The sequence below is a fragment of the Duganella sp. LjRoot269 genome, assembly GCF_964254095.1.
Lineage (GTDB): Bacteria > Pseudomonadota > Gammaproteobacteria > Burkholderiales > Burkholderiaceae_D > Rugamonas > Rugamonas hordei.
The window spans coordinates 1,272,296-1,297,567 of the sequence record NZ_CAXUSL020000001.1; the positions used below are offsets into that span (position 1 = coordinate 1,272,296).

The 25,272-nt window shown below is 60.2% G+C and carries 14 protein-coding genes, 2 tRNA genes and 3 rRNA genes; 13 read left to right on the plus strand and 6 right to left on the minus strand.

The features are described from left to right. The first annotated feature begins 88 nt into the window (after positions 1 to 88). Genes ACSQ3S_RS05485 through ACSQ3S_RS05495 form a run of 3 tightly spaced genes read left to right on the plus strand, consistent with a single transcriptional unit; the run spans position 89 to position 4,367 of the window. Positions 89 to 1,243 carry a porin gene (locus ACSQ3S_RS05485; protein ID WP_436141794.1) on the plus strand — a complete coding sequence of 385 codons (1,155 nt, stop codon included), beginning with the start codon at positions 89 to 91 and terminating at the stop codon, positions 1,241 to 1,243. A gap of 11 nt (positions 1,244 to 1,254) precedes the next feature. After that, complete coding sequence (locus ACSQ3S_RS05490; protein ID WP_436141795.1) at positions 1,255 to 3,390, plus strand: 4Fe-4S binding protein; 2,136 nt, start codon at positions 1,255 to 1,257, stop codon at positions 3,388 to 3,390. After that, positions 3,387 to 4,367, plus strand: coding sequence for an FAD:protein FMN transferase (locus tag ACSQ3S_RS05495; protein WP_436141796.1), 981 nt, complete (start codon positions 3,387 to 3,389; stop codon positions 4,365 to 4,367). Before ACSQ3S_RS05490 ends, ACSQ3S_RS05495 begins: the two co-directional genes overlap by 4 nt. A gap of 19 nt (positions 4,368 to 4,386) precedes the next feature. Here ACSQ3S_RS05495 and ACSQ3S_RS05500 read toward each other — a convergent pair whose 3' ends face one another. Next, positions 4,387 to 6,351 carry a sigma-54-dependent Fis family transcriptional regulator gene (locus tag ACSQ3S_RS05500; protein WP_436141797.1) on the minus strand — a complete coding sequence of 655 codons (1,965 nt, stop codon included), beginning with the start codon at positions 6,349 to 6,351 and terminating at the stop codon, positions 4,387 to 4,389. A gap of 528 nt (positions 6,352 to 6,879) precedes the next feature. On the opposite strand from ACSQ3S_RS05500, the gene ACSQ3S_RS05505 reads away from it, so the two are divergent. The 6 genes from ACSQ3S_RS05505 (at position 6,880) to ACSQ3S_RS05530 (ending at position 16,042) form a co-directional block, all read left to right on the plus strand. Then, positions 6,880 to 8,408 (plus strand): 16S ribosomal RNA (locus tag ACSQ3S_RS05505). Between the two features lie 78 nt (positions 8,409 to 8,486). Then, positions 8,487 to 8,563 (plus strand) — tRNA-Ile (locus tag ACSQ3S_RS05510). 24 nt (positions 8,564 to 8,587) lie between these two features. Continuing rightward, positions 8,588 to 8,663, plus strand: a tRNA-Ala gene (locus ACSQ3S_RS05515). A gap of 222 nt (positions 8,664 to 8,885) precedes the next feature. After that, positions 8,886 to 11,760: ribosomal RNA gene (locus tag ACSQ3S_RS05520) — 23S ribosomal RNA — on the plus strand. A gap of 130 nt (positions 11,761 to 11,890) precedes the next feature. Then, positions 11,891 to 12,003: ribosomal RNA gene (rrf, locus tag ACSQ3S_RS05525) — 5S ribosomal RNA — on the plus strand. The 16S, 23S and 5S rRNA genes sit together here with 2 tRNA genes alongside, the layout of an rRNA operon. A gap of 175 nt (positions 12,004 to 12,178) precedes the next feature. Continuing rightward, positions 12,179 to 16,042, plus strand: coding sequence for a sensor histidine kinase (locus ACSQ3S_RS05530; protein WP_436141798.1), 3,864 nt, complete (start codon positions 12,179 to 12,181; stop codon positions 16,040 to 16,042). 13 nt (positions 16,043 to 16,055) lie between these two features. On the opposite strand, the gene ACSQ3S_RS05535 is transcribed toward ACSQ3S_RS05530, so the two are convergent. The 5 genes from ACSQ3S_RS05535 to ACSQ3S_RS05555 form a co-directional block, all read right to left on the minus strand. After that, a complete protein-coding gene (locus ACSQ3S_RS05535; RefSeq protein ID WP_176654891.1) occupies positions 16,056 to 16,397 on the minus strand; it encodes a DUF1840 domain-containing protein in 342 nt (113 codons plus the stop codon). A gap of 175 nt (positions 16,398 to 16,572) precedes the next feature. Continuing rightward, positions 16,573 to 17,079 (minus strand): hypothetical protein, encoded by a 507-nt coding sequence (locus tag ACSQ3S_RS05540; RefSeq protein WP_436141799.1) that lies wholly within the window; start codon positions 17,077 to 17,079, stop codon positions 16,573 to 16,575. Further along, entirely contained in the window at positions 17,076 to 18,788 is a 1,713-nt protein-coding gene (locus ACSQ3S_RS05545) for a M1 family metallopeptidase (RefSeq protein ID WP_436141800.1), read from the minus strand. Before ACSQ3S_RS05545 ends, ACSQ3S_RS05540 begins: the two co-directional genes overlap by 4 nt. Before the next feature lie 116 nt (positions 18,789 to 18,904). Continuing rightward, positions 18,905 to 20,416 (minus strand): YifB family Mg chelatase-like AAA ATPase, encoded by a 1,512-nt coding sequence (locus tag ACSQ3S_RS05550; RefSeq protein ID WP_436141801.1) that lies wholly within the window; start codon positions 20,414 to 20,416, stop codon positions 18,905 to 18,907. Positions 20,417 to 20,534: 118 nt separating this feature from the next. Beyond that, complete coding sequence (locus tag ACSQ3S_RS05555) at positions 20,535 to 20,777, minus strand: accessory factor UbiK family protein (protein WP_176654887.1); 243 nt, start codon at positions 20,775 to 20,777, stop codon at positions 20,535 to 20,537. Between the two features lie 278 nt (positions 20,778 to 21,055). Here ACSQ3S_RS05555 and ACSQ3S_RS05560 point away from each other — a divergent pair, with 278 nt between their 5' ends. From ACSQ3S_RS05560 to gshA, 4 genes are all read left to right on the plus strand, one after another. Then, positions 21,056 to 21,829, plus strand: coding sequence for a TorF family putative porin (locus ACSQ3S_RS05560; protein ID WP_176654886.1), 774 nt, complete (start codon positions 21,056 to 21,058; stop codon positions 21,827 to 21,829). Positions 21,830 to 21,840: 11 nt separating this feature from the next. Next, positions 21,841 to 22,179, plus strand: coding sequence for a P-II family nitrogen regulator (locus ACSQ3S_RS05565; protein ID WP_008444920.1), 339 nt, complete (start codon positions 21,841 to 21,843; stop codon positions 22,177 to 22,179). 11 nt (positions 22,180 to 22,190) lie between these two features. Next, entirely contained in the window at positions 22,191 to 23,759 is a 1,569-nt protein-coding gene (locus ACSQ3S_RS05570; protein ID WP_353399281.1) for an ammonium transporter, read from the plus strand. Positions 23,760 to 23,911: 152 nt separating this feature from the next. Further along, a complete protein-coding gene (gene gshA, locus ACSQ3S_RS05575) occupies positions 23,912 to 25,213 on the plus strand; it encodes a glutamate--cysteine ligase (protein WP_176654884.1) in 1,302 nt (433 codons plus the stop codon). The last annotated feature ends 59 nt before the right edge of the window (positions 25,214 to 25,272 follow it).

Here is a 25,272-nt window from a genome sequence, read left to right on the forward strand (position 1 = left end):
CGCTTCTCCTCTGGCGATACCTGGGCACGCAAATTGCCATAGGAGCAGTACATCACTCGATGTACACAAACAATAATGGGAGATAAAAATGAAGAAAATATTCATGCTGGGTGCACTGGCCGTGGTGGGTGCGCAAGGTGCGCAAGCGGTCGATTTCAAGGCCGGCGACTGGAACGTATCGCTGGGCGGCATCGTCAACGCCTACTACACGCAGGTCTCTTGCGGCGGGGACGCGGTCGGCGGGCTGGCGCTGGGCGGCAAAGGCCTGGGTTGCGGCGGCGAGAACAACCGTACGACCATCGGCAATGGCCTGCTGCCCAACGGGCTGGTGACATCGGCCTCGTCGAAGCAAGGGGACTACGACGTCAAGGCGCTGATCGGCATCTACAACGCCACCGCCACCGACAGCGCCATCGCCGCCAACAGCGGTGTGGATGTGCGCCAGGCCTACTTCACGTTCGGGAATGCGCAGATGGGCACCATCAAGCTGGGGCGCGACAACGGCATCTTCGGTGCCGGCCCGATCTTCTCCGACATGACCCTGATCGGCGCTGGTGCGCCGGTACAGGCCACGCAGCGCGGCCGCGTCACGCTGGGCCATATCGGCGCCGGCTACAGCTATGTGGGCTACTATGGCCAGATCGCCTACAGCGCACCGAAGTCGGCGTCGGGCATAGGCTTTGATGCGGCGCTGGTCAGCCCGGTCGCGGACACACCTATCGTGGCCGCTCCGGTGTACTCGTCAAAAACCAGCCCGCAGTTCCAGGCGCAGATCAGTTACGCCGCCGACGGCTTCAAGGGTTGGCTGGGCGCCAAGTCGCAGAAATTCAGCGCCACCGCGCCGGGCGTGAAGGACTTCACGATGTCGGGCGTGGAAGTGGGGGCGTCATATCAGGCCGGACCGGTCGGCGTGCTGGCCAACTTCCAGGGAGGAAAAGGACTGGGCATCTTGTCCGATGCCGACCAGGGCGATACCAAGTCCAAGGCCTATTTTGTGCAGGCCACCTACAAACCAGCCGACAAAGTCAAGGTGGGCCTGAGCTACGGCATCAGCCGCAACGACGACAACACCGCCGGCACGGGTGGCTTGAAGTCCAATGCCAACCTGACCTGTGGCCTGTACTACTCGCTGACGAACGCGATCACGCTGGTCGGTGAGATCGGCCAGACCCGTTCCAAAGGCTTCGCCGGTGGCGAAGGCAAGATGAACGGCGGCTCGTTGGGCGGCATCATCTTCTTCTGATGAATGAGACGTTGAACCATAGGCGCGCGGCCCGTTGGCGCGCGCTTGCCGGCATCCTTTGCCTGCTCGCCGGCCTGCTGGCGCTGGTGCTCGGCGCCACGCCGGCGCAGGCCGGCGTGCTGACGCGAGCCGAGATCACGCGACGCTTTCCGGCGCCGATGATGGTGGGCGAGCGCGACGTCGAGCTGCCTGCGTGGCCGCTGTTCCGGCAGAACGCCACGGCCACCGAGCTGGCGGGATATGCTTTCGAGTCGATCGATCTGGCGCCCATCCCTGGCTTCTCGGGCGTGCCGCTCAATTTGCTGGTGGCCATCGATCCCAAGGGAGGTTTTATCGGGGTCGAGGTGCTGTCGCACCACGAGCCGGTGTTTCTCGATGGCCTGGGCGAGGCGCCGCTGTACCAGTTTGTCAAACAATACAAGGATTTGTCGCTGAAGCAGAATATCAGCATCGAGACCGGCGGTCGGCGTGCCCGTCATCCGGATGCCGCGCATGCCTACATCGACGGCGTGTCCAAAGCCACGGCCTCGGTGCGCATCATTAATCAGAGCGTGCTGGCGGCGGCGCTCAAGGTCGCGCGCAAGAAGCTGGGCTTTGGCGGCGGTCGCGATCCGGACCAGATCGCGCGCGTGCGCCAGGATGTGTACGAGCCGATGGACCTGGCGCGGATGCTGCGCGAAGGACTGGTTCAACGCTTGCGTGTCAGCAATCGCGAGGTCGAGCAGCTGTTTGCCGGCAGCGCCGGCAGCGGCCTCGATAGGGAGGCGTTGGCGCATCCGGAAGATAGCTTTATCGATGTGTACGTGGCCTGCGTATCGGTACCGTCGATAGGGCGCAACCTGCTGACGCCATCCGGCTGGGGTAAGCTGCAAGGGCGCCTGGAGGAGGGCGACCATGCGCTGATCATCATGTCGTCCGGTCGCTACAGCGTGACCGGCGACGATTTCGTGCGCGGCAGCGTGCCGGACCGTCTCCTGCTGCGGCAGGACAAGCTGCCCATCGATATGCGCGACCTGGATCTGGACGTGAAGCTGGCCGCGCCGCTGGCGGCCGACAGTGTGACCATCTTCCGTGTGATCAGCCAGGCCGGCCTGGACCCCGGTTCGCCGTTAGAGCTGGCACTGCCCATCACTCGCAACAAGGGCATCGTCTACCCGGAACGCATCACTCGCGAGCTGACGATGCGCTATCAACTGCCGGCCGAACTGCTGATCGCGTCCGAGGGCAGCGGCACGTCCTGGACCAGCATCTGGCGTGGCCGGCGCTGGGAACTGGCCGCGCTGGCGGCTGGCCTGCTGGTACTAGGCGCCGCGCTGGCGATGCAGAAACGCTTGACTGCCCACGCCGCGCGCTTCGACTGGTTCCGTCGCGCTTACCTGATATTCACGGCCTGCTTCATAGGCTACTACGCGCAGGGGCAGCTTTCCATCGTCAACGTCACCGGCGTGATCCAGGCATTGATGGCGCAGCGCAGCCTGGAGTTCCTGCTGTTCGATCCGATGACGGTTGGCCTGTGGGCCTTTGTGGCTGTGTCGTTGCTGCTGTGGGGGCGCGGCACTTTTTGCGGCTGGCTGTGTCCCTTCGGCGCGCTGCAGGAGCTGACGGGCAAGCTGGCACGGTGGATGCGCATACCTCAGTTGCGCATCAGGTCAAGATTGGATGCACGGCTCAAACGCATCAAATATGTGGCGCTGACGGGCATCGTCGCCAGCGCTTTCTTTTCCAGCGAACTCACGGACAAGCTGGTGGAGCTGGAGCCGTTCAAGACCGTCATTACGCTCAACTTCGTGCGAAGCTGGCCTTATGTCGCATATGCGATTGGTCTGCTGCTGGCTGGCTGCTGCGTCTACAAATTCTTTTGCCGTTATCTGTGTCCCTTTGGCGCGTCACTGGCACTGATGGGCAGATTCCGCGTGCTGGATTGGATACCGCGCCATGCCGAATGCGGCGCGCCTTGCCAAACCTGCCGCCACCGCTGCGACTACCAGGCGATCGCGCCATCGGGAAAGGTGGATTATGAAGAGTGCTTCCAGTGCATGGACTGCGTCGTGATTTATGCAAGCGATGAGCAGTGCGCTCTGCGCATACTGGAGCTCAAGCGCCATCGCACCATTTCAATTCAAGCCGCCGCAAGGAGCAGTCCATGAAACGACGTACCTTTATCGCCAGCGCCGTCGGATCGATTGCTGGCGTGACCGGTTGCATATGGCCGGGCGGGGAGACACTGCACCACGGCGCGGGGCTGGCCTTCGGCACCACCATTTCGATTTCAGTGGTGCATGCCGACGCCGGGCTCGCGGCACGCGCGATTGAGGATGGCTTGCGCGCGGCCCAGCAGATCGACCGGCTGATGAGCATCTATCGCTCCGACAGCCAGGTGTACCAGCTCAATCGCGATGGCGCGCTGGCGCATCCCGATCCGCGCTTGCTGGAGGTGCTGGCACAGGCGGCCGCGCTGTCCGGGATGAGCGGCGGCGCCTTCGATGTGACGGTGCAGCCCTTGTGGCGGCTTTATTCGCACGCGGCGGCACGCGGTGGACTGCCGCGTGATGCGGAGCGCCGGCGCGCGCAGGCGCTGGTCGACTGGCGGCAGCTCGAGTTCGACAAGGATATCGTCAGGTTCCGCAAGCCGGACATGGCGTTGACCTTGAACGGCCTGGCGCAAGGCTATGCCGCCGACCAGGCGCTGGCGGCGGTGCAGGCGCACGGCGTGCGCGATGCGCTGCTCGACACCGGAGAATTCGTCGCGCGCGGGCGGAAGCCGAGGCGCCGGCCGTGGATACTGGGCATACGCGACCCGCGCGACGCCGATGCGCTGGCCGCCACGCTATATGCACAGGGCTGCAGCGTCGCTACGTCCGGGGACTACGAGTCCACGTTTACGCCGGATTACCGGCACCACCATATCTTCGATCCGTCGCTGGGCGACTCGCCGGACGAACTGGCCAGTGTGACTGTGCTGGCGCCAACCTCCCTGTTGGCGGACGGTTTATCGACCGCTTTCATGGTGATGGGGTGGGAGCGGGCGCACGCTTTGGCTGCGCGGCTGCCAGCGGTGGATCTGATGGTGATCGATAAGCAGGGGCGGGAACGGCGCTCGGCCGGATTCCCTTCCGAAGCCTGAGGCGGCGATGCGCGCTCCGCTACTTCAGACTGGGCACCTTGCGATAGATCGTATTGCGCGAAACGCCGAGCGCGCGTGCGGTCGCCGAGACGTTGCCGCCATGCGCCTCCAGCGACTTGAGGATGACCGATTGTTCCATCTCTTCCAGGTTGGCGCCGCTGGCGACCATGCGCGCGGTGCTGGCGCTGTCGCCCGGCCCGCAGTCGCTTGTCTGCGTTTGTTCGATATCGTCGAGGAAGTCGTCGGGCATGTGCCGCAGGCCGATCTCGTGTTCGTCGCCGGCCATCACGATGGCGGTACGCAGCAGGTTGGTCAGCTGGCGGAAGTTGCCGGGCCAGCGGTGTCGGCGGAACAGGCTCAGGATTTCGTCGGAGACGTGATAACGGCCGTTGTTGGATTCCGTCGCCAGGATTTTCTTGACCACCGGCTCAAGGTCGGTGCGTTCGCGCAGCGGCGGCAGCTTGACCACCAGGCCGTTGAGGCGATAGTAAAGGTCCTCGCGGAACAGCCCCTTGGCGATGCGGTCGCGCAGATTGTGGTTGGTGGCGCAAATCAGTTCGACGTTGACCGGTATGGATTTGTCGCTGCCCAGCGGCGTGACCATGCGTTCCTGCAGCACGCGCAGAAGGCGCGCCTGCAGGCTGAAAGGCATGTCGCCGATTTCGTCGAGGAACAGTGTGCCGCCGTTGGCTTGCAGGATCTTGCCGACGGCGCCTTTCTTGCGTGCGCCGGTGAAGGCGCCGTCCTCGTAGCCGAACAATTCGGATTCGATCAGCGTCTCCGGAATCGAGGCACAGTTCACCGCCACGAAAGGGCTCATCGCGCGCGGCGAGTCGTTGTGGATCGCCTGCGCCAGCAGTTCCTTGCCGGTTCCCGTCTCGCCCATGATCATGATGGGGATGTCGCGTCCCAGCACGCGGGTGACTTTTTCAATCACCAGTTCCAGTTGCTGATCACCGGTGCGCAGGTAGCGCAGGCCGGACAGGCGACGCGCCTGGGCGGCAGCCTGATTGGCGGCGACGGCAGCCAGCACCGGCTGTGCCGTGCGCTCCGTCGACAGCGATTGCTGGAAGACGTTGTTGGTCAGGCGCAGTTGCGCGCGGCCGTACACGCGTACGCCGTTATGCATGCACAGGTTTAGCAGGCCGGGCGCCGCAGTGCGGTAGTGATCGTACAGCGCGGATACCGGCAAGCCGAACAAGGAACTGAACGTGTGCGATTGCAGCGCGGCGAACGGCAGTCCAAGCTGGAACAGGCCGTTGCGGTTGGCAGCCAGGAAGCGTCCGCCCGGACTGAAGGAGGCAATGCCCTCCATCAGCGTGCCGATAAACTCCGGCCGCGTGTGGAAGTGCAGCGTGATGGCGTCTTCAAAGGTGGCTGAGAACAGCTGGTTTTCGATCATCAGCGCGGACATGCGTACCAGCGCCATGGTGTGCTTGTGATAGCTGCGCTTGTCGCCGGAGACATCAAGCACGCCGATCACGTTACCCAGGTGGTCGGCGATGGGCGCGGCCGAGCAGGTGAGGAAATGGTTGGCTGCGAGGTAATGCTGGTCCGCGTGGACTATCGCCGGCGTACGTTCGGCGATGGCGGTGCCGATGGCATTGGTGCCGCGGCTCTGCTCAGACCAGGCGACGCCGGGTTGCAGGGCAACGCGGCTGGCCTTTTCCAGGAAATCGTCGTCGCCCAGCGAGTGGACGATCACGCCCTGGGCGTCGGTCAGGATCACCATATTGTGCGTGTTGACGATTTGCTGGTATAGCGTCTCCATCGCCGGAATGGCGTGCGCATGCAGCAGGCGGTTCTGTTCTATCAGTAGCGACAGGTCGTTGCGCGCCAACGGGGCATATTCCGGCGGCGACTCGGGGCGCAATCCATATTCCTGCGATCGCTGATGTGACGTTTCTATAATAATGGGCATGTTGTCGGCCCACGACTCGCTTGCAGGCGGGCTGTTCAGATTTGGAGCAGTCTGGCGTTCCATAATGGTCTCTATGTCTCCGGCGGCCGTTATCGGCTCTGTTTTCCCTGCAAGGGTGTTCCATAATGTAGCACCTGTGCAGAATGTGAGCAAAAGCTTGATGCTATACCGTTGCTGTACGGTTTATAAGCAAACGCGGTGCCAGCGAAAATAAATCTTGGCAGTTCGATCAGGACTTTGCTATAGTTCGCCCCCTCGCAGAGCAGGGCATGTAAATGCCGAGTAAAACGAGAATGTAGAAGGGGTTGACGAAACGATCTAAACGCTTCATACTCTTTCTTCTTCGCTGACGGACACAACGCTTCTTCAGCAGGCAGTACCGAACAAGTTCTTTAAAAATTAACAGTCGATAAGTGTGGACGTTTGATGGAAGTGCACACGAAGCCTTCGGGTTTCGTGAAACTTAAAAAATATCAAATGTTCACAAGAAGTAATGAAGTAGGCGCTATGAAAATAGTGGCCTGTCAGTATTTTGAGTGAGCGACCCGTCAGCAATGACGGTGCCATGAAAATGGCAAAGTAACAGAGATTAAACTGAAGAGTTTGATCCTGGCTCAGATTGAACGCTGGCGGCATGCCTTACACATGCAAGTCGAACGGCAGCGCGGGGCAACCTGGCGGCGAGTGGCGAACGGGTGAGTAATATATCGGAACGTACCCTGGAGTGGGGGATAACGTAGCGAAAGTTACGCTAATACCGCATACGATCTAAGGATGAAAGTGGGGGATCGCAAGACCTCATGCTCCTGGAGCGGCCGATATCTGATTAGCTAGTTGGTGGGGTAAAGGCCCACCAAGGCATCGATCAGTAGCTGGTCTGAGAGGACGACCAGCCACACTGGAACTGAGACACGGTCCAGACTCCTACGGGAGGCAGCAGTGGGGAATTTTGGACAATGGGCGCAAGCCTGATCCAGCAATGCCGCGTGAGTGAAGAAGGCCTTCGGGTTGTAAAGCTCTTTTGTCAGGGAAGAAACGGCTGCCTCTAATACAGGTGGCTAATGACGGTACCTGAAGAATAAGCACCGGCTAACTACGTGCCAGCAGCCGCGGTAATACGTAGGGTGCAAGCGTTAATCGGAATTACTGGGCGTAAAGCGTGCGCAGGCGGTTTTGTAAGTCTGTCGTGAAATCCCCGGGCTCAACCTGGGAATGGCGATGGAGACTGCAAGGCTAGAGTTTGGCAGAGGGGGGTAGAATTCCACGTGTAGCAGTGAAATGCGTAGATATGTGGAGGAACACCGATGGCGAAGGCAGCCCCCTGGGTCAAAACTGACGCTCATGCACGAAAGCGTGGGGAGCAAACAGGATTAGATACCCTGGTAGTCCACGCCCTAAACGATGTCTACTAGTTGTCGGGTCTTAATTGACTTGGTAACGCAGCTAACGCGTGAAGTAGACCGCCTGGGGAGTACGGTCGCAAGATTAAAACTCAAAGGAATTGACGGGGACCCGCACAAGCGGTGGATGATGTGGATTAATTCGATGCAACGCGAAAAACCTTACCTACCCTTGACATGGCTGGAATCCTTGAGAGATTGAGGAGTGCTCGAAAGAGAACCAGTACACAGGTGCTGCATGGCTGTCGTCAGCTCGTGTCGTGAGATGTTGGGTTAAGTCCCGCAACGAGCGCAACCCTTGTCATTAGTTGCTACGAAAGGGCACTCTAATGAGACTGCCGGTGACAAACCGGAGGAAGGTGGGGATGACGTCAAGTCCTCATGGCCCTTATGGGTAGGGCTTCACACGTCATACAATGGTACATACAGAGGGCCGCCAACCCGCGAGGGGGAGCTAATCCCAGAAAGTGTATCGTAGTCCGGATTGTAGTCTGCAACTCGACTGCATGAAGTTGGAATCGCTAGTAATCGCGGATCAGCATGTCGCGGTGAATACGTTCCCGGGTCTTGTACACACCGCCCGTCACACCATGGGAGCGGGTTTTACCAGAAGTAGGTAGCTTAACCGCAAGGAGGGCGCTTACCACGGTAGGATTCGTGACTGGGGTGAAGTCGTAACAAGGTAGCCGTATCGGAAGGTGCGGCTGGATCACCTCCTTTCTAGAGTAGCACTGGTCAGCAATGACTACTCATCAAGCGTTCACACTTATCGACTGTCAATATTAAAGAACAGCATTTGGGGCTGTAGCTCAGCTGGTTAGAGCACCGTGTTGATAACGCGGGGGTCGTTGGTTCGAGTCCAACCAGCCCTACCAGTTTCTGCCTTGTAGTAAATCTCAGGGGGATTAGCTCAGCTGGGAGAGCACCTGCTTTGCAAGCAGGGGGTCGTCGGTTCGATCCCGTCATCCTCCACCAAGAGTTCAAATGTAAGGGTAAGCCTTTAGATTTGATCTTTTAGAGATCAAGTGCTGTACGTTCTTTAACAATCTGGAAGAAGTAAGTAAATTTTTATTGATCGTGTTCGCCGACAGGCGGATACGATGGGTAATGATTGTATGTATCAACAAACGCAACAACGTAGTACTTCTTATTTCTATAACCGCTCCTTTGTTTAGTCGCAAGGGGCTAACGTTATAGGGACAAGTGAATAAGTGCACATGGTGGATGCCTTGGCGATTACAGGCGATGAAGGACGTAGTAGCTTGCGATAAGCTGCGGGGAGCTAGCAAACAAGCTTTGATCCGCAGATTTCCGAATGGGGAAACCCACCCTTTATGGGTATTGCATACTGAATACATAGGCATGCAAGGCGAACGCGGCGAACTGAAACATCTAAGTAGCTGCAGGAAAATAAATCAACCGAGATTCCCAAAGTAGTGGCGAGCGAAATGGGAAGAGCCTGCACGTTTTAGCATGACGCATAGAAGAATCCTCTGGAAATAGGAGCCATAGCGGGTGATAGCCCCGTATTCGAAATGCGATGTGTGGAACTAAGCGTGCGACAAGTAGGGCGGGACACGAGAAATCCTGTCTGAATATGGGGGGACCATCCTCCAAGGCTAAATACTCGTAATCGACCGATAGTGAACCAGTACCGTGAGGGAAAGGCGAAAAGAACCCCGGGAGGGGAGTGAAATAGATCCTGAAACCGTGTGCATACAAACAGTAGGAGCGGACTTGTTCCGTGACTGCGTACCTTTTGTATAATGGGTCAGCGACTTACATTCAGTGGCAAGGTTAACCATATAGGGAAGCCGTAGAGAAATCGAGTCCGAACAGGGCGATAGTCGCTGGGTGTAGACCCGAAACCAAGTGATCTACTCATGGCCAGGATGAAGGTGCGGTAACACGCACTGGAGGTCCGAACCCACTAATGTTGAAAAATTAGGGGATGAGCTGTGGGTAGGGGTGAAAGGCTAAACAAACTTGGAAATAGCTGGTTCTCTCCGAAAACTATTTAGGTAGTGCCTCAAGTATCACCATCGGGGGTAGAGCACTGTTATGGCTAGGGGGTCATCGCGACTTACCAAACCATTGCAAACTCCGAATACCGATGAGTGCGAGCTTGGGAGACAGACGTCGGGTGCTAACGTCCGGCGTCAAGAGGGAAACAACCCAGACCGCCAGCTAAGGTCCCAAAGATTGGCTAAGTGGAAAACGAAGTGGGAAGGCTAAAACAGTCAGGATGTTGGCTTAGAAGCAGCCATCATTTAAAGAAAGCGTAATAGCTCACTGATCGAGTCGTCCTGCGCGGAAGATGTAACGGGGCTAAGCCAGTCACCGAAGCTGCGGATATCTAGCAATAGATATGGTAGGAGAGCGTTCTGTAAGCCTGCGAAGGTGTCTTGTAAAGGATGCTGGAGGTATCAGAAGTGCGAATGCTGACATGAGTAGCGATAATGGGGGTGAAAAGCCCCCACGCCGTAAGCCCAAGGTTTCCTGTTCAACGTTCATCGGAGCAGGGTGAGTCGGCCCCTAAGGCGAGGCAGAGATGCGTAGCTGATGGGAAGCAGGTTAATATTCCTGCACCGTCGTATGATGCGATGGGGGGACGGATCGCGGAAGGTTGTCTGCCTGTTGGAATAGGCAGTTTCTGGTTCATAGAAGGCGCTTAGGCAAATCCGGGCGCGGGATTCAAGGGACTGGGACGAGGTGCTTAGGCACTGAAGCAATCGGAAGTGGTTCCAAGAAAAGCCTCTAAGCTTCAGTCATACGAGACCGTACCGCAAACCGACACAGGTGGGCGAGATGAGTATTCTAAGGCGCTTGAGAGAACTCGGGAGAAGGAACTCGGCAAATTGGTACCGTAACTTCGGGAAAAGGTACGCCCTTGTAGCTTGACTGGCTTGCGCCAGAAGGGTGAACGGGTTGCAATAAACTGGTGGCTGCGACTGTTTAATAAAAACACAGCACTCTGCAAACACGAAAGTGGACGTATAGGGTGTGACGCCTGCCCGGTGCTGGAAGATTAAATGATGGGGTGCAAGCTCTTGATTGAAGTCCCAGTAAACGGCGGCCGTAACTATAACGGTCCTAAGGTAGCGAAATTCCTTGTCGGGTAAGTTCCGACCTGCACGAATGGCGTAACGATGGCCACACTGTCTCCTCCCGAGACTCAGCGAAGTTGAAGTGTTTGTGATGATGCAATCTACCCGCGGCTAGACGGAAAGACCCCATGAACCTTTACTGTAGCTTTGCATTGGACTTTGAACCAATCTGTGTAGGATAGGTGGGAGGCTTTGAAGCGGGGACGCCAGTTCTCGTGGAGCCAACCTTGAAATACCACCCTGGTTTGTTTGAGGTTCTAACCTTGGTCCGTTATCCGGATCGGGGACAGTGCATGGTAGGCAGTTTGACTGGGGCGGTCTCCTCCTAAAGTGTAACGGAGGAGTTCGAAGGTACGCTAGGTACGGTCGGACATCGTGCTAATAGTGCAATGGCATAAGCGTGCTTAACTGCGAGACTGACAAGTCGAGCAGGTACGAAAGTAGGACATAGTGATCCGGTGGTTCTGTATGGAAGGGCCATCGCTCAACGGATAAAAGGTACTCTGGGGATAACAGGCTGATTCCTCCCAAGAGTTCATATCGACGGGGGAGTTTGGCACCTCGATGTCGGCTCATCACATCCTGGGGCTGTAGCCGGTCCCAAGGGTATGGCTGTTCGCCATTTAAAGTGGTACGTGAGCTGGGTTTAAAACGTCGTGAGACAGTTTGGTCCCTATCTGCCGTGGGCGTTGGAAATTTGAAGGGGGCTGCTCCTAGTACGAGAGGACCGGAGTGGACAGACCTCTGGTGTACCGGTTGTCACGCCAGTGGCATTGCCGGGTAGCTAAGTCTGGAAGAGATAACCGCTGAAAGCATCTAAGCGGGAAACTTGCCTTAAGATGAGATTTCCCAGAGCCTTGAGCTCTTTGAAGGGTCGTTCGAGACCAGGACGTTGATAGGTCAGGTGTGGAAGTGCAGTAATGCATTAAGCTAACTGATACTAATTGCCCGTACGGCTTGTCCCTATAACCTTAGCAGGTTATGGTGAATGAGAAGTACGTTGGAACGTTCGTTGATACAACTTCATTACCTAATTACTTACCGATTCCAGATTCTGGGCAACGTTCACAAGAACGCGGCTCGTACAAGTCAATGCCTGATGACCATAGCAAGTTGGTCCCACCCCTTCCCATCCCGAACAGGACCGTGAAACAACTCTGCGCCGATGATAGTGCTGCAACCAGTGTGAAAGTAGGTTATCGTCAGGCTAGTTATTATGAGAAAACCCTCACCAGCCTGAACGCGCTCAAGATCGCGTTCAGTGCAGGTGGGGGTTTTTTTTGTTTAGATTTTTGAAGTTGTGCGAGAATGGGGCGATATCCCGGAAGCAACCTTATGCCAGGTATTGCAACACGCTCCGTTCGCCTCTTTTTCCTGCTCCTGTTGGGGCTTTTTTCCGTTGTACAGGCCGCGCCGCTCAGCCTGCGATTTGAACATCTCGGCGTCGAACAGGGACTGACGCAGGAATCCGTCACCTTTGTTCTGCAGGACCGCCACGGCTACATGTGGCTGGCCACCCAGGCCGGCTTGAACCGTTACGACGGTTACCGGATGACGGTGTTCAAGAACGATCCGTCCAATCCCCGCAGCCTGCTCGACAATTACGTGCACGCGCTGTACGAGGACGCCGGCGGCACGCTGTGGGTCGGCAGTAAAGGCGGCCTGGACCGCTACGATCCCGCCACCCAATCCTTCGTGCACCAGATCAACAAGAACGGAGGCCTGACGGTGACCGGCATCGTCGGCGACGGCAAGCGGGGCTTGTGGCTGGTGACCAGCGAGGGCCTGCAGCGCTTCGACATCCCTACCGGGCAAGTGCAAACGTTGCGACATGCGGAGGCCGACGCCGACAGCATAGGCGACGATCGCGTGACTGCGCTGGTGCGCGACAAACCCGGCAATCTGTGGATCGGTACCGCCAGCGGCCTGGAAGTGCTGGCGGCCGGTAGTTCGAAATTCAGGCATCTGTCGCCGCAGGCCGGCGCCGCACTGTCCAACAGCATCCTGTCGCTGTCGATAGGCGCGGACGGCGTGTTGTGGGCCGGTACCCAGAGCGGTTTGCAGGCATGGCGCCTGAACGGCGCAGAGGCGGAGCGCATCGCGCTGGCGCCGGACGAAGACTTGTCCGGCCAGCGCATCGTGGTACTGCTGCATGACAGCGACGGCGTGCTGTGGGCTGGCACCTTTGCCGACGGCTTGACGCGGCGCGATCCCGTCTCCAGGCATTTTTACCACTACCGCCGCAACAGCCAGGACCGCCACGGCATCGGCGACAACCAGATCAGCGCCCTGTACCAGGACCGTACCGGCACCCTATGGGTCGGCAACTGGTACAGCGGCGTCGATTGGGTGGACCTGGCCAGCGGCGGCTTCGAACGCTACACCGAATATCCAGGTGTGCTGCCCAGCATCAGCAATAACAAGGTGCGCATCATCGGCGGCGCCGGCGGCAACAAGCTGTGGCTGGGTACCGGCGACGGCCTGACGCTGCTGGACTTGGACAGAGCTGAAAGCAAGACCTGGCATCATGACGAGGGCGATCCGGCCAGCCTGCCCGGCGACCAGATATTGGCGCTCGACACAGACCGGCAGGGCCGGCTGTGGGTCGGCAGCACCACCGGACTGGGATGGCGCGATCCGTCCAGCGGCAAGTTCACGCGGACCGCGCTCGATGCCGATCCGGCGTCGCTGTCGATTCAGCGCGTGCTGGTCGATCATGCCGGCGAGATCTGGGTGGCGTCGCGCGCCGGCCTGCACCACATCGATCAACATTCCGGCGCGATCACCACCTGGCGCCACGAGACGAACAATGCCGACAGCCTGGACGGCCGTATCTACGCCTTGCTGGAAGACCACGCCGGTGTGCTGTGGCTGGGCACCGAGAACGGCCTGGACCGCTTCGACGCCACCACCGGCAAGTTCCGCCATTACCGCCACGATCCACGCCGGGCGGACAGCCTGAGCCACAAGCGCGTGCACTACCTGTACGAAGACGACAAGGGCCGCCTGTGGATAGGCACGGCGGCCGGCTTGTGCATGGGCGAGCGCGGCGCCGACGACGAATTGCGCTTCCGCTTTTATCCCAGCCGCAACGGCCGCGCGCCCGATCCGGTCGGCGCCATCCTCCCCGACCGGCAGGGACGTTTGTGGATCAGCAGCACGGCGGGCTTGTCCATGTTCAATCCGGATACCGGCGTGTTCAAGGAATACACCTCGCGCGACGGCCTGATCGACGGTTCCTATTTCATCGGCTCCGGCTACAAGGCGGCGGACGGCACGCTGTACTTCGGCGGACTGGCCGGCGTGACCGCGTTCCAGCCGTCGCACATCCACGACAACCCCCACGCGCCGCCGGTATCGATCACCGATTTTTCCATCTTCAACCAGTCCATCCTCAGCGATGCGCTGCGTACCGACGTGCTGGCCAAGGGACCGATTTACGAGGCCAAGTCGCTGCACCTGAGTTATCTCGACGCGGTGTTTTCGTTTGAGTTCGCCGGCCTGCATTACGCCGACCCGCAACGTAACCGTTTTGCCTATCAGCTCGAAGGCTTCGATCCGCAATGGGTGACGGCCGACGCCGGCAAGCGTTTCGCCACTTACACCAATCTCGACCCGGGCCGCTACGTGTTCCGCGTGCGCGCCGCCAACAAGGACGGCGTCTGGAGTTCCGATGCGGTGGCGATGGAGGTCATCATCGCGCCGCCGTTCTGGAAATCCTGGTGGTTCCGTATGCTCGGGCTGAGCCTGGCGATGGGCGGCGCCTATCTGCTGATACGCTTCCGCATCAACATGCTGGTGCGGCAAAAGCACGTGCTGGAAGCGGAGGTCGGCAGCCGCACGCGCGAGCTGGTGCAGCAAAAGGAATCGATAGAGCGGCAAAAGCAGGAGGTCGAGCGGCAGAAGGAAAGCGTGGAGCTGGCGCACCGCAACATTTCGCTGCTGTCCGACATCGGCCGGCGCATCACCGCCAACCTCGACAGCGAAGCCATCATGTCGATGCTGTACCAGCAGGTGCATGCGCTGATGGACGCCAGCGTGTTCGGCATCGGCATTTACCGGCCCGAGCAGGAGCTGATCGAATATCCGTTCGCGATGGAGCAGGGCAAGCGCTATACGCCGTACACGCGCAGCATGCGCGAACCCAACCAGCTGGCCGTGTGGTGCATCACCAATGCGCAGGAAGTGTTCATCAACGATCTGGAGCAAGAGTATGGGCGCTACATCGAGAGCCTGGACCTGGTATCCGGCGCCGACGACATGGGCACGCTGGAGGACGGTTCGCTGCCGACCGAACCGCGCTCGCTGATCTATGTGCCGATCTCGGTCACCGGCCAGGTGCGCGGCGTGATCACCGTGCACAGCTATCGCGCGCATGCCTATCAGCGCATCGATCTGGACATGCTGACCACGCTGGCCTCGTACGTGGCGGTGGCGTTTGCCAATGCCGATTCGTACCGGCAACTGCGGGACGCCCAGCAGCAACTGGTGGAGCGCGAAAAGCTGGCCGCGCTCGGCTCGCTGGTGGCCGGCGTGGCGCATGAGCTGAACACGCCGATCGGCAACAGCCTGGTGATCGCCAGCACGCTGGAGGACAAGACGATAGAGATCGACAACCGCAACAACCGGAACCAGATGCGGCGCTCGGACCTGCAGGCTTTCATCGACGCGGCGCGCGAGGCGTCGACGCTGCTGATGCGCAGCCTGCGCAACGCGGCCGAACTGGTCAACAGTTTCAAGCAGGTGGCGGTGGATCAGGCCAGCGCCAAGCGGCGCCATTTCGACCTGCACCAGGCCAGCCAGGAAATCGTCACGACGATGAAGAACCAGATCCGCAAGGCCGGGCATCAGGTCGAGCTGGAAATGCCGGACGATATACAGATGGACAGTTTCCCAGGGCCATACGGCCAGGTCATCATCAACCTGATCAACAATGCGCTGCTGCATGCGTTTGACGGCCGCAGCGGCGGCACGATCAAGATGTGGGCGGTGCGGCTGGGCACGGATCAGGTGCGGATTGTGTTCCAGGACGACGGCAAGGGCATCGAGATCGAACACCAGGCGCGCATTTTCGATCCCTTCTTCACGACCAAGCTGGGACAGGGGGGCAACGGACTGGGGCTGAGCATCACGTACAACATCGTGACCTCGCTGCTCGATGGCAGCATTCGCGTGGACAGCGCGGTGGGCGTGGGCACGCGCTTTACGATAGATCTCCCGCTCAAGGCGTCGCTGGCGGGAGATTGACGGGAAGGCGGGGTCAAACGCCCCAGATGATGCTTTCGTTTTCCTGTTTCGCGGCGCGCAACATCTCCAGCAGCGGATAGGCACGGGCGGCAAAGCCGACGCGTTGCAATACGGCGTGCTCCACCGTTTCGCCTTCTTCCTTTTCGTGGGCATGCGCGTCGTGTTCGACGTCATTTTCCGGATGCAGCTTGCTCTCGGCAACCTCGTGTTCGAGCACCGACAAAGCCTGGGCCGCTTCCGCCGCCGTGATCACACCGCGCGTCGGATTTTTGTGGAGCAGGTCCAGGATGCGTTGCGCATGTTCCTGGTACATCAGGACTTCCGGACTGGATGGGGATTTGAACGCAATTAACATAGAGTGCTTTCTTAGTCTTGTAGTTGAACGATACCACGGTGCACCGCTTCTTGCCTGAGCGGCAGGCCGTTAGCTTAGACATTAGGCCATGGGTACAACTTTACAATAGAGCCGCTCATCTGTATGAGCGCTAGCGCACGTCAGATTAAGCATCTTTTAAGCCAGCGCCACCGTTTCAGTTCAATTTGAATGAACTCAGGTAAGTTTCCACCTCGTCCTGCACGATGTTTTTATCGCGGCCCATGACGATGACCTGGTAAATCCTTTTGTCCTTGGCAATAAAACGTCCAATCAGGCGCATCGCTTCACCATTCTGGCTGCCCTTTGCCTCAACTTCGAGCGTGGATTGCTTGCCGTCAACAGAGGACTTGTTGCTGGTGACGGTGGCGCCGATATTGTTGACCAGCGCGGTTTTCATGGCCTCGATGGCGGCCGGTCCCTTGGCCGCATCCGCCAGCTGCGCGCTGCCGACCGCGAACACGACGCCGTTCACTTCGGCGGCCGTCATCGTCATGCTGACGTCCATGCCGTCCAGTTGGATGGCGCGGGTCTGGCTGGCCGGCTTGCCGGGGAACAGCACCGCGTAGGGCGCGTCGTTGCTGCGGTAGTCGCGCCAGTCGTATTGCGGGCTGCAGGCGCACAGCGCGGCCGCCAGCATCAGCGATAGGGATATTTTCTTCATTTCCCGGCCTTTTCTTTTTTCTTGCGGGCTTCTTCCTGCAGTTTCCATTCGTCGATATGGGCCAGCTGGCGCAGCACGCGCGAATTCGGGTCGATGGTGACCAGTGCCTGCGGCGGCAGCGTCAGTTCGCCTTTGCCGTCGGTCATCGCCAGCTTCTCGATGCGGTTGTTGACGCGCACTTCGAGCGGCATCGGGAAGGCGCCGCCATCCTTCAGTTTCCAGCTCAGCTTGAGCTGGTTGCCGCTGCGTTCCTCCACCAGTTCCGGCAAGGCCGCGTGGTACAGGTAGGCGTCGAAAAACCAGCCCAGGTCGCGGCCGCTGACCTCGTTGGCGATGGCGATGAATTCCCTGGTGCTGCTGTAGCGCGGCTGGAAGTTGCCCGGCGCCGGCGTGTCGGTGCCGTACACCATGCGGCGCGTGGCGCGGAAGAAGGCGTCGTCGCCGATCAGGTTGCGCAGCGTGTGCAGGATCAGCGAACCTTTAGTATAGATGTCGTTGCCCGGGCCGCCGCGCTCGTCCTCGTAGACGTCCTCGATGCGCATCGATTTGCCGCTGACCACAGGCACTTTGTTGCGCAGGGACTTGCGCTGGTTGAACAGCTCTGCCTGGAAGTCCATCTCGCCGCGCAGGTATTCCAGGTACAGCGGCTGCATGTAGCTGCCGAAGCCTTCGTGCAGCCACATGTCGTCCCAGTCGGCGTTGGTCATCTGGTTGCCGAACCACTCGTGCGACAGCTCGTGATGCAGCAGCCAGTCGTAGCCGTAGGGCGATTTGACGTAGCCGTTGCCGTAGGCGTTGATGGTCTGGTGTTCCATGCCCAGGTGCGGGGTCTCGACCACGCCCATCTTTTCGTCGCCGAACGGGTAGGGACCGATGCGGCTTTCGAAGAAGGTCAGCATCGGCGCGAACTCGGCGAACAGGCCCTGGGCTTTTTTATCGTGGCCTTTCAGGTACCACATGCGCAGCGGAATCTTGTTGCCGTAGCGGCTGTCGTACTCGCCGGACAGCATTTCGTACGGGCCGATGTTCAGCGCGACGCCGTAGGTGCTGGGATTTTTCGCGCGCCAGTTGTAGGTGCGCCAGCCGTCTTTTTCATCCATGCCGAGCGCGACGCCGTTGCCGGCCACCACCAGCGGCGCCGGCACGCTGATGTGCAGGTCGATCAGCTTGGGCTTGCCTTGCGGATGGTCGATGCAGGGCCAGAACAGGTCGCAGCCTTCGCCTTCGACGGTGGTCGTGATCCATGGCTGGCCGTCTTCGGTCTTGCTCCACATGAAGGCGCCGTCCCACGGCGCGTGGCTGGCCACATGGGGGATGCCGTGATAGCGGATGCGCACCGTGGTGACGGCGCCGGCCGCCAGCGTTGTGGGCAGGGTCAGGTACAGGCGGCCGTCCGGATTGCTGATCGCCGACGGTGCCAGCGCGACGCCATCCACGCTGGCGAAATCGACCGGCAGGTTGCGGTCCAGTTCGACGGCGATGCGGGTCAGCGGCGCGGTGGCGGTGAAGGTCAGCGCGGCGTCGCCGCTGATGCTTTGGGTGGCGGGATCGACGCGCAGCGCCAGGTCGGCCTTGTCGAAGGTGACCGCCAGTTGCTCGGGCGCGCGCGGGCTGCCGGAGTTGGCGGTGAAATCGGTCAGCGGCACCTGGCTGGTGGCGCAGCCGGCCAGCAGGGCGCTGGCGGCGAGGTAGAGGGGCAGGCGTGTCATTGAATTCCCGGCTGATTAAATGAGCAGCGAGCAATATATCAGCAAGGCTAACGAAGAGGTGACGATAAGCGGCCTCATCGGCAGAATTAAGCACGGGCAGCCAGCACGGGGATACTTCAGCGGTCGCGCAGCGCCCGGCGGTACTGGATCGCTTCGGCGACATGCGGTTGGGAGATGCGTTCGGCCTGCTTGAGGTCGGCGATCGTGCGCGCCACGCGCAGGATGCGGTGGTAGGCGCGGCCCGACCATTGGAAGTGTTCCATCGCCTGTTTCAGGTGTGCCTTGCCGGGCTTGTCGGGCTTGCAGAAATGATCGATCTCGCGCGTGGTCAGGTACTGGTTGCGCTTGCCTTGGCGTTCGAGTTGGATATCGGCGGCTGCCTGCACGCGCGCGGCGATGACGGTGGTCGGTTCGCCATCGGCGTCGGCGCTGAGCACCTCTGGATTGACGGCGGCCACTTCCATCTGCATGTCGATGCGGTCCAGCAGCGGGCCGGACACGCGGCTTTGATAGCGCCGGATCAGGTCCGGCGAGCAGTTGCAGACGCCGCTGATATGGCCCGAATAGCCGCAAGGGCAGGGATTCATGGCGGCGATCAGCTGGAAGTGCGCGGGGAACTCGGCCTGCCGGGCGGCGCGCGAAATCGTGATGCGGCCGGATTCCATCGGCTGGCGCAGCACGTCCAGCACCCGACGGTCAAATTCCGGCAGTTCGTCGAGGAACAGCACGCCGCGGTGCGCCAGCGAAATCTCGCCGGGGCGCGGCACGCTGCCGCCGCCAACCAGGGCGACGCCGGAACTGGTGTGATGAGGCGACCTGAACGGCCGGCGCTTCCAGTGCTCGATGCGGAAGCTGCCCGTCAGCGATTGCACGGCTGCCGCCTCCAGCGCTTCCTCGTCGGTCATGGCCGGCAACAGGCCGACGAAGCGGGCGGCCAGCATGGTCTTGCCGGCGCCCGGCGGCCCGACCAGCAAGATGCTGTGATTGCCGGCCGCCGCCACCTCCAGCGCCCGCTTGACCATCAGCTGACCCTTGACGTCGGCAAAGTCCGGATAGTCCGGCTGCGTCACCAGTTGCACCGGCTCATGCCGCGACAGCATGGCGTCGGCGGACTTGGCGCCGAAGTGGCCGCACACTTGCAGCAGCGATTGCGCCGGGTAGATGGAGGCGTCGGCCACCAGCGCGGCTTCGTCGGCGTTGGCCATCGGCAGGATGAAGGCCAGCCGGCCGCCGTTGCGCCGGGTCGCCAGCGACATCGCCAGCGCACCGCGTATCGGCCGCAGCTCGCCGGACAGCGACAGCTCTCCGGCGAATTCATATTGGTGCAAGCGGGCGGACGGAATCTGCCTTGACGCGGCCAGGATGCCCAGCGCGATCGGCAAATCGAAGCGCCCCGATTCCTTCGGCAAATCGGCCGGGGCCAGGTTGACGGTGATGCGTTGTGCGGGAAACTCAAAGCCGCCGTTCTGGATGGCGGCGCGGACGCGGTCCTTGGCTTCCTTGACCTCGGTGTCGGCGAGCCCGACGATGGTGAAGGCTGGCAGCCCGTTGGCCAGGTGCACTTCGACGCTGACTTCCTGCGCCTCCATGCCCGCCAGGGCGCGGCTCTTGAGTACGGCTAGGCTCATGGGATGGCAGACCGACCAGTGATAACCAGCCGCCAGCGTAGCCCAAGCCCGCCGTCCCGCCTTGCGCTAGCCCAAACGGGCGGGCGCCGGCCGCATTTCGCTTACTTATTCCGCTATTTTATTGACCTGCCGCCTTGGCTTCCAGCTCGGCCAAACGGGTTTCCAGCGCTTCCAGCTTGGCGCGGGTCTTGGCCAGCACTTGCGTCTGGACGTCGAATTCCTCGCGCGTGACCAGATCCAGCTTGGAAAAACCCTGCGTCATCATGGACTTCACGTTTTTCTCGATGTCCTTTGCTGGTGAGTTTTCGATGGCTTGACTGATCTTGGTCTGCAAGTCGTTAAAAAAAGTGTTCATATCCATAATATTCCTTGATCTAGTCGCCCATGCGTCGCACCATTGCGGTGCATGTCGGCCTTAAAGTGGTGCGAAATTCGTGATTTTTGCCGCCGCAGGCCGCCCAACTCCCACTTTTGTCGGAAACGCCCCGTTGTAGTTGCTGATGCAGCCGCTATCACCTCGGCAACATTAGCTGGCACGCATTCTGCTAAAGAAGCTAATGATGCTGTTCACCGCTTCGCTTTACAAGGATTTTAAACCGCAACTGCTAACTAAGTTCACACTACACAAGGAAAAATACAATGAAAAGCTTGACTAAGAACTTTACCCTGAACGTAACCCTTGCAGCGTTGACGTTAGCATTCGCATCCCTGAGCGCCGGCATGGCGCACGCCGAAGACGCGACACCCGCGCCGGAAGCGAAACCCGACAATGAAGTCAGCTTTAACGCGGCCATTGTCAGCGACTACCGCTATCGCGGCGTATCGCAAACCCGTCTGAAACCTGCTCTGCAGGGCGGCGCGGACTATACCAATAATCCGACCGGCCTGTATGCCGGTACCTGGTTGTCCACCATCAAGTGGACCAAGGACGCAGGCGGCGACGGCGATGTCGAATGGGATCTGTACGCCGGCAAGCGCGGCGAGATCGTCAAGGACGTCTCGTACGACGTCGGTGGCCTGTACTACTACTACCCATCGAACGGCCTGCACCCTAGCGCCAATACTTTCGAATTGTACGGCCAGATCTCCTATGGTCCGGTCTCGCTCAAATACTCGCAATCGACGACCAACCTGTTCGGCTTTGCCGACAGCAAGAACAGTGGCTACGTCGACGCTTCCGGCAACTTCGAGTTGACCGACGGCTACATCCTGAACGTGCACGCGGGTCACCAGAACGTAAAACACAACGGCGCCTCCAGCTATACCGACTACAAGCTGGGCGTGACCAAAGATTTCGGCGTAGTGACGGTGGCATTGGCGGCGGTCTATGCCGACACGAAAGCCTACGTCGGACCGGATGGGAAGAACCTGGCAAAAACGGGTGCTGTCCTGTCCATTTCCAAAACCTTCTAAGCGAGGCCAGCATGAAAATGATTACCGCCATTATCAAGCCGTTCAAGCTCGACGAGGTCCGCGAGGCCCTGTCGGCGATCAACGTGCAAGGCATTACGGTCACCGAGGTAAAAGGCTTCGGTCGCCAAAAAGGCCACACCGAGCTGTATCGCGGTGCGGAGTATGTGGTGGACTTCCTGCCGAAGACCAAGATCGAAGCGGCGGTGGACGATTCCATCGTCGAACAGGCTATCGAAGCGATCGAAGGCGCTGCCCGCACCGGCAAAATCGGTGACGGCAAGATCTTCGTGTACAACCTGGAACAAGTGATCCGCATTCGTACCGGTGAAACCGGCAACGAAGCTCTTTAAGGGGAAGATTGATGAAGAAAACTATAACAACGTTGCTAGCTGGGGTTTCCATCCTGTTTGCGCTGGCTGCTCCGGTCCATGCCGAGGATGCCAAGCCGGCAGCGTCGGCACCGGCCGCGTCCGCACCAGCCGCCGCTGCCGCGTCGGCGCCTGAAGCTTCGGCACCGGCCGCCGCGCCAGCTGCCGCCGCTCCGGCGCCGGCCGCCGCCGCTCCGGCCGCTCCGGCCGAAGCCGCCGCCGCACCCGCACCTGTCCCGAACAAGGGCGACACCTCGTGGATGATGGTGTCGACCATCCTCGTCATCATGATGTCGATTCCCGGCCTGGCGCTGTTCTACGGCGGCCTCGTCCGTTCCAAGAACATGCTGTCGATCCTGCTGCAAGTGTTCACCATCTTCGCGCTGATCATCGTGCTGTGGTGCGTCTACGGCTACTCGCTGGCGTTCACCGAAGGCAATGCCTTCATCGGTAAATTCGACCGTGCCTTCCTGAACGGCATCTGGGATCCGGCCAAGGCCACGTTCTCGACCGCCGCCACCTTCAGCAAAGGCGTCGTGATTCCTGAATTCGTCTACGTCGTGTTCCAGGCCACGTTCGCCGCCATCACCTGCGGCCTGATCGTCGGTTCCTTCGCCGAACGCGCCAAGTTCACCGCCGTACTGGCCTTCGTCGTACTGTGGTTCACCTTCGCTTACCTGCCAGTCGCCCACATGGTCTGGTTCTGGACCGGTCCTGACGCGATCAAGGATGCCGCCACCGCCGCCACCGAAGGCGCGAAAGCCGGCTTCCTGTTCCAAAAAGGTGCGCTGGACTTCGCCGGCGGTACCGTGGTTCACATCAACGCCGCAGTCGCCGGCCTGGTTGGCGCCTACATGATGGGCAAACGCGTCGGCTACGGCCGTGAATCGATGGCTCCGCACTCGCTGACCATGACCATGATCGGCGCTTCGCTGCTGTGGGTCGGCTGGTTCGGTTTCAACGCCGGTTCGGCACTGGAAGCTGGCGACATCGCTGCCCTGGCCTTCGTCAACACGCTGCTGGCCACCGCCGCCGCCACCATGTCCTGGCTGCTGGGCGAGTGGATCTTCAAAGGCAAGCCATCGATGCTGGGTGCCGCTTCGGGCGCCGTTGCCGGCCTGGTCGCGATTACCCCGGCTTGCGGTTTCGTCGGTCCGATGGGCGCGCTGATCATCGGCCTGCTGGCTGGCGTGATCTGCCTGTGGGGTGTGAACGGCCTGAAACGCCTGCTGGGCGCCGACGACTCGCTGGACGTGTTCGGCGTGCACGGCGTGGGCGGTATCCTGGGTGCATTGCTGACCGGCGTGTTCGCTTCGCCATCGCTGGGCGGTCAAGGCATCTTCGACTACGTCACCAACAAAATGTCGGCCGATCCTTACTCGATCGCCAGCCAGGTGACCACGCAAGCCACCGCGATCGGCACCACGATCCTGTGGTCGGGCATCGTGTCGCTGATCGCCTACAAGCTGGTTGACATCGTCATCGGCCTGCGCGTTCCGGAAGAAGAAGAGCGCGAAGGCCTGGACATCACCAGCCATGGCGAGTCCGCGTATCACGCTTAATCCTGTGCTTAATTAATAATGTTGCATCGACCCGTTTCGGCGGGTCAACGAAAAGCGCCTCCAAAAGAGGCGCTTTTTTCATTTCCTGCCTTTAAAATACGGTTTTCGCCCCGATTTGGGCTATCTGCACGGTAATAGCTAAGGAAGTAAACATGGTTCCCCATCTCGTCACGGCCCTGACCGGACCGCTGCTCGATCTTGAAGAGAAAATCCTGGCCGCCACGCCGGCCATCGAGCGCTGGTTCAGGCTGGAGTGGCAGGAGCACACGCCGCCATTCTATTGCTCGGTCGATATGCGCAACGCCGGCTACAAGCTGGCGCCGGTCGACACCAACCTGTTCCCGGGCGGTTTCAACCACCTGGCGACGGAAATGCTGCCATTGTCGGTACAGGCGGCCATGGCTGCCATCGACAAGTATTGCCCGGACGCGCGCAACCTGTTGCTGATCCCGGAAATCCACGAGCGCCATCCGTCCTACCTGCAAAACGTCGCGCGGCTGATGCAGATCTTCCGCCAGACCGGGCTGCACGTACGCCTCGGTTCGCTGTCGCCGGAAGTCACCCAGCCGACGCCGCTGGCTTTGCCTGATGGCAACATGCTGGTGGTCGAGCCGCTGGTGCGGTCGGCCAACGGCCGCCGCGTGGGGCTGAAGGATTTCGATCCGTGCACAATCCTGCTGAACAACGACCTGTCGGCCGGCATCCCCGACATTCTGCAGAACATCCATGAGCAGAGCCTGCTGCCGCCGCTGCATGCCGGCTGGGCGATCCGCCGCAAGAGCAACCACATGAACGCCTACGACGAGGTGGTCAAGAAGTTCGGCAAGCTGATCGGCGTCGATCCGTGGATGCTCAACCCGTTCCACGCCAAGTGCGACGCCGTCAACTTCCGCACCGGCGAGGGCTACGACTGCCTGGCCGCCAACGTCGACGCGCTGCTGTCGAAGATCAAGAAAAAGTACAAGGAATACGGCATCAAGGACCAGAAGCCGTTCGTCATCGTCAAGCCGGACGCAGGGACCTACGGCACCAGCATCCTGACCATCAAGGATTCCAGTGAAATCAAGGACTTGAGCCAGGCCCAGCGCGACAAGATGATCGTCATCAAGGATGGCAGGGAAGTGACCGACTTCATCATCCAGGAGGGCGTGCCCACGTTCGAGAGCATCAAGGACGCGGTGGCCGAACCGGTGGTCTACATGATAGATCGCTACGTGGTCGGCGGCTTCTACCGCGTGCACGCGGAAAAGGGCATCGACCAGAACCTGAACGCGCCCGGTTCGCAGTACGTGCCGCTGGCGTTCGCCCAGCAGCACGCGGTGCCGGACCTGAAGGCCAAGCCGGGCACGGCGGCGCCCAACCGTTTCTATGTGTACGGCGTGGTGGCGCGGCTGGCGCTGCTGGCGGCGTCGCTGGAAATGGAACGCACCGATCCGAATCCGGAAGTCTACTAAGCCTCCGCGCCGGGCAGGCCGACTGGTCCGCCCGCCGGTGCCGCAGGCGAAACTCGGCT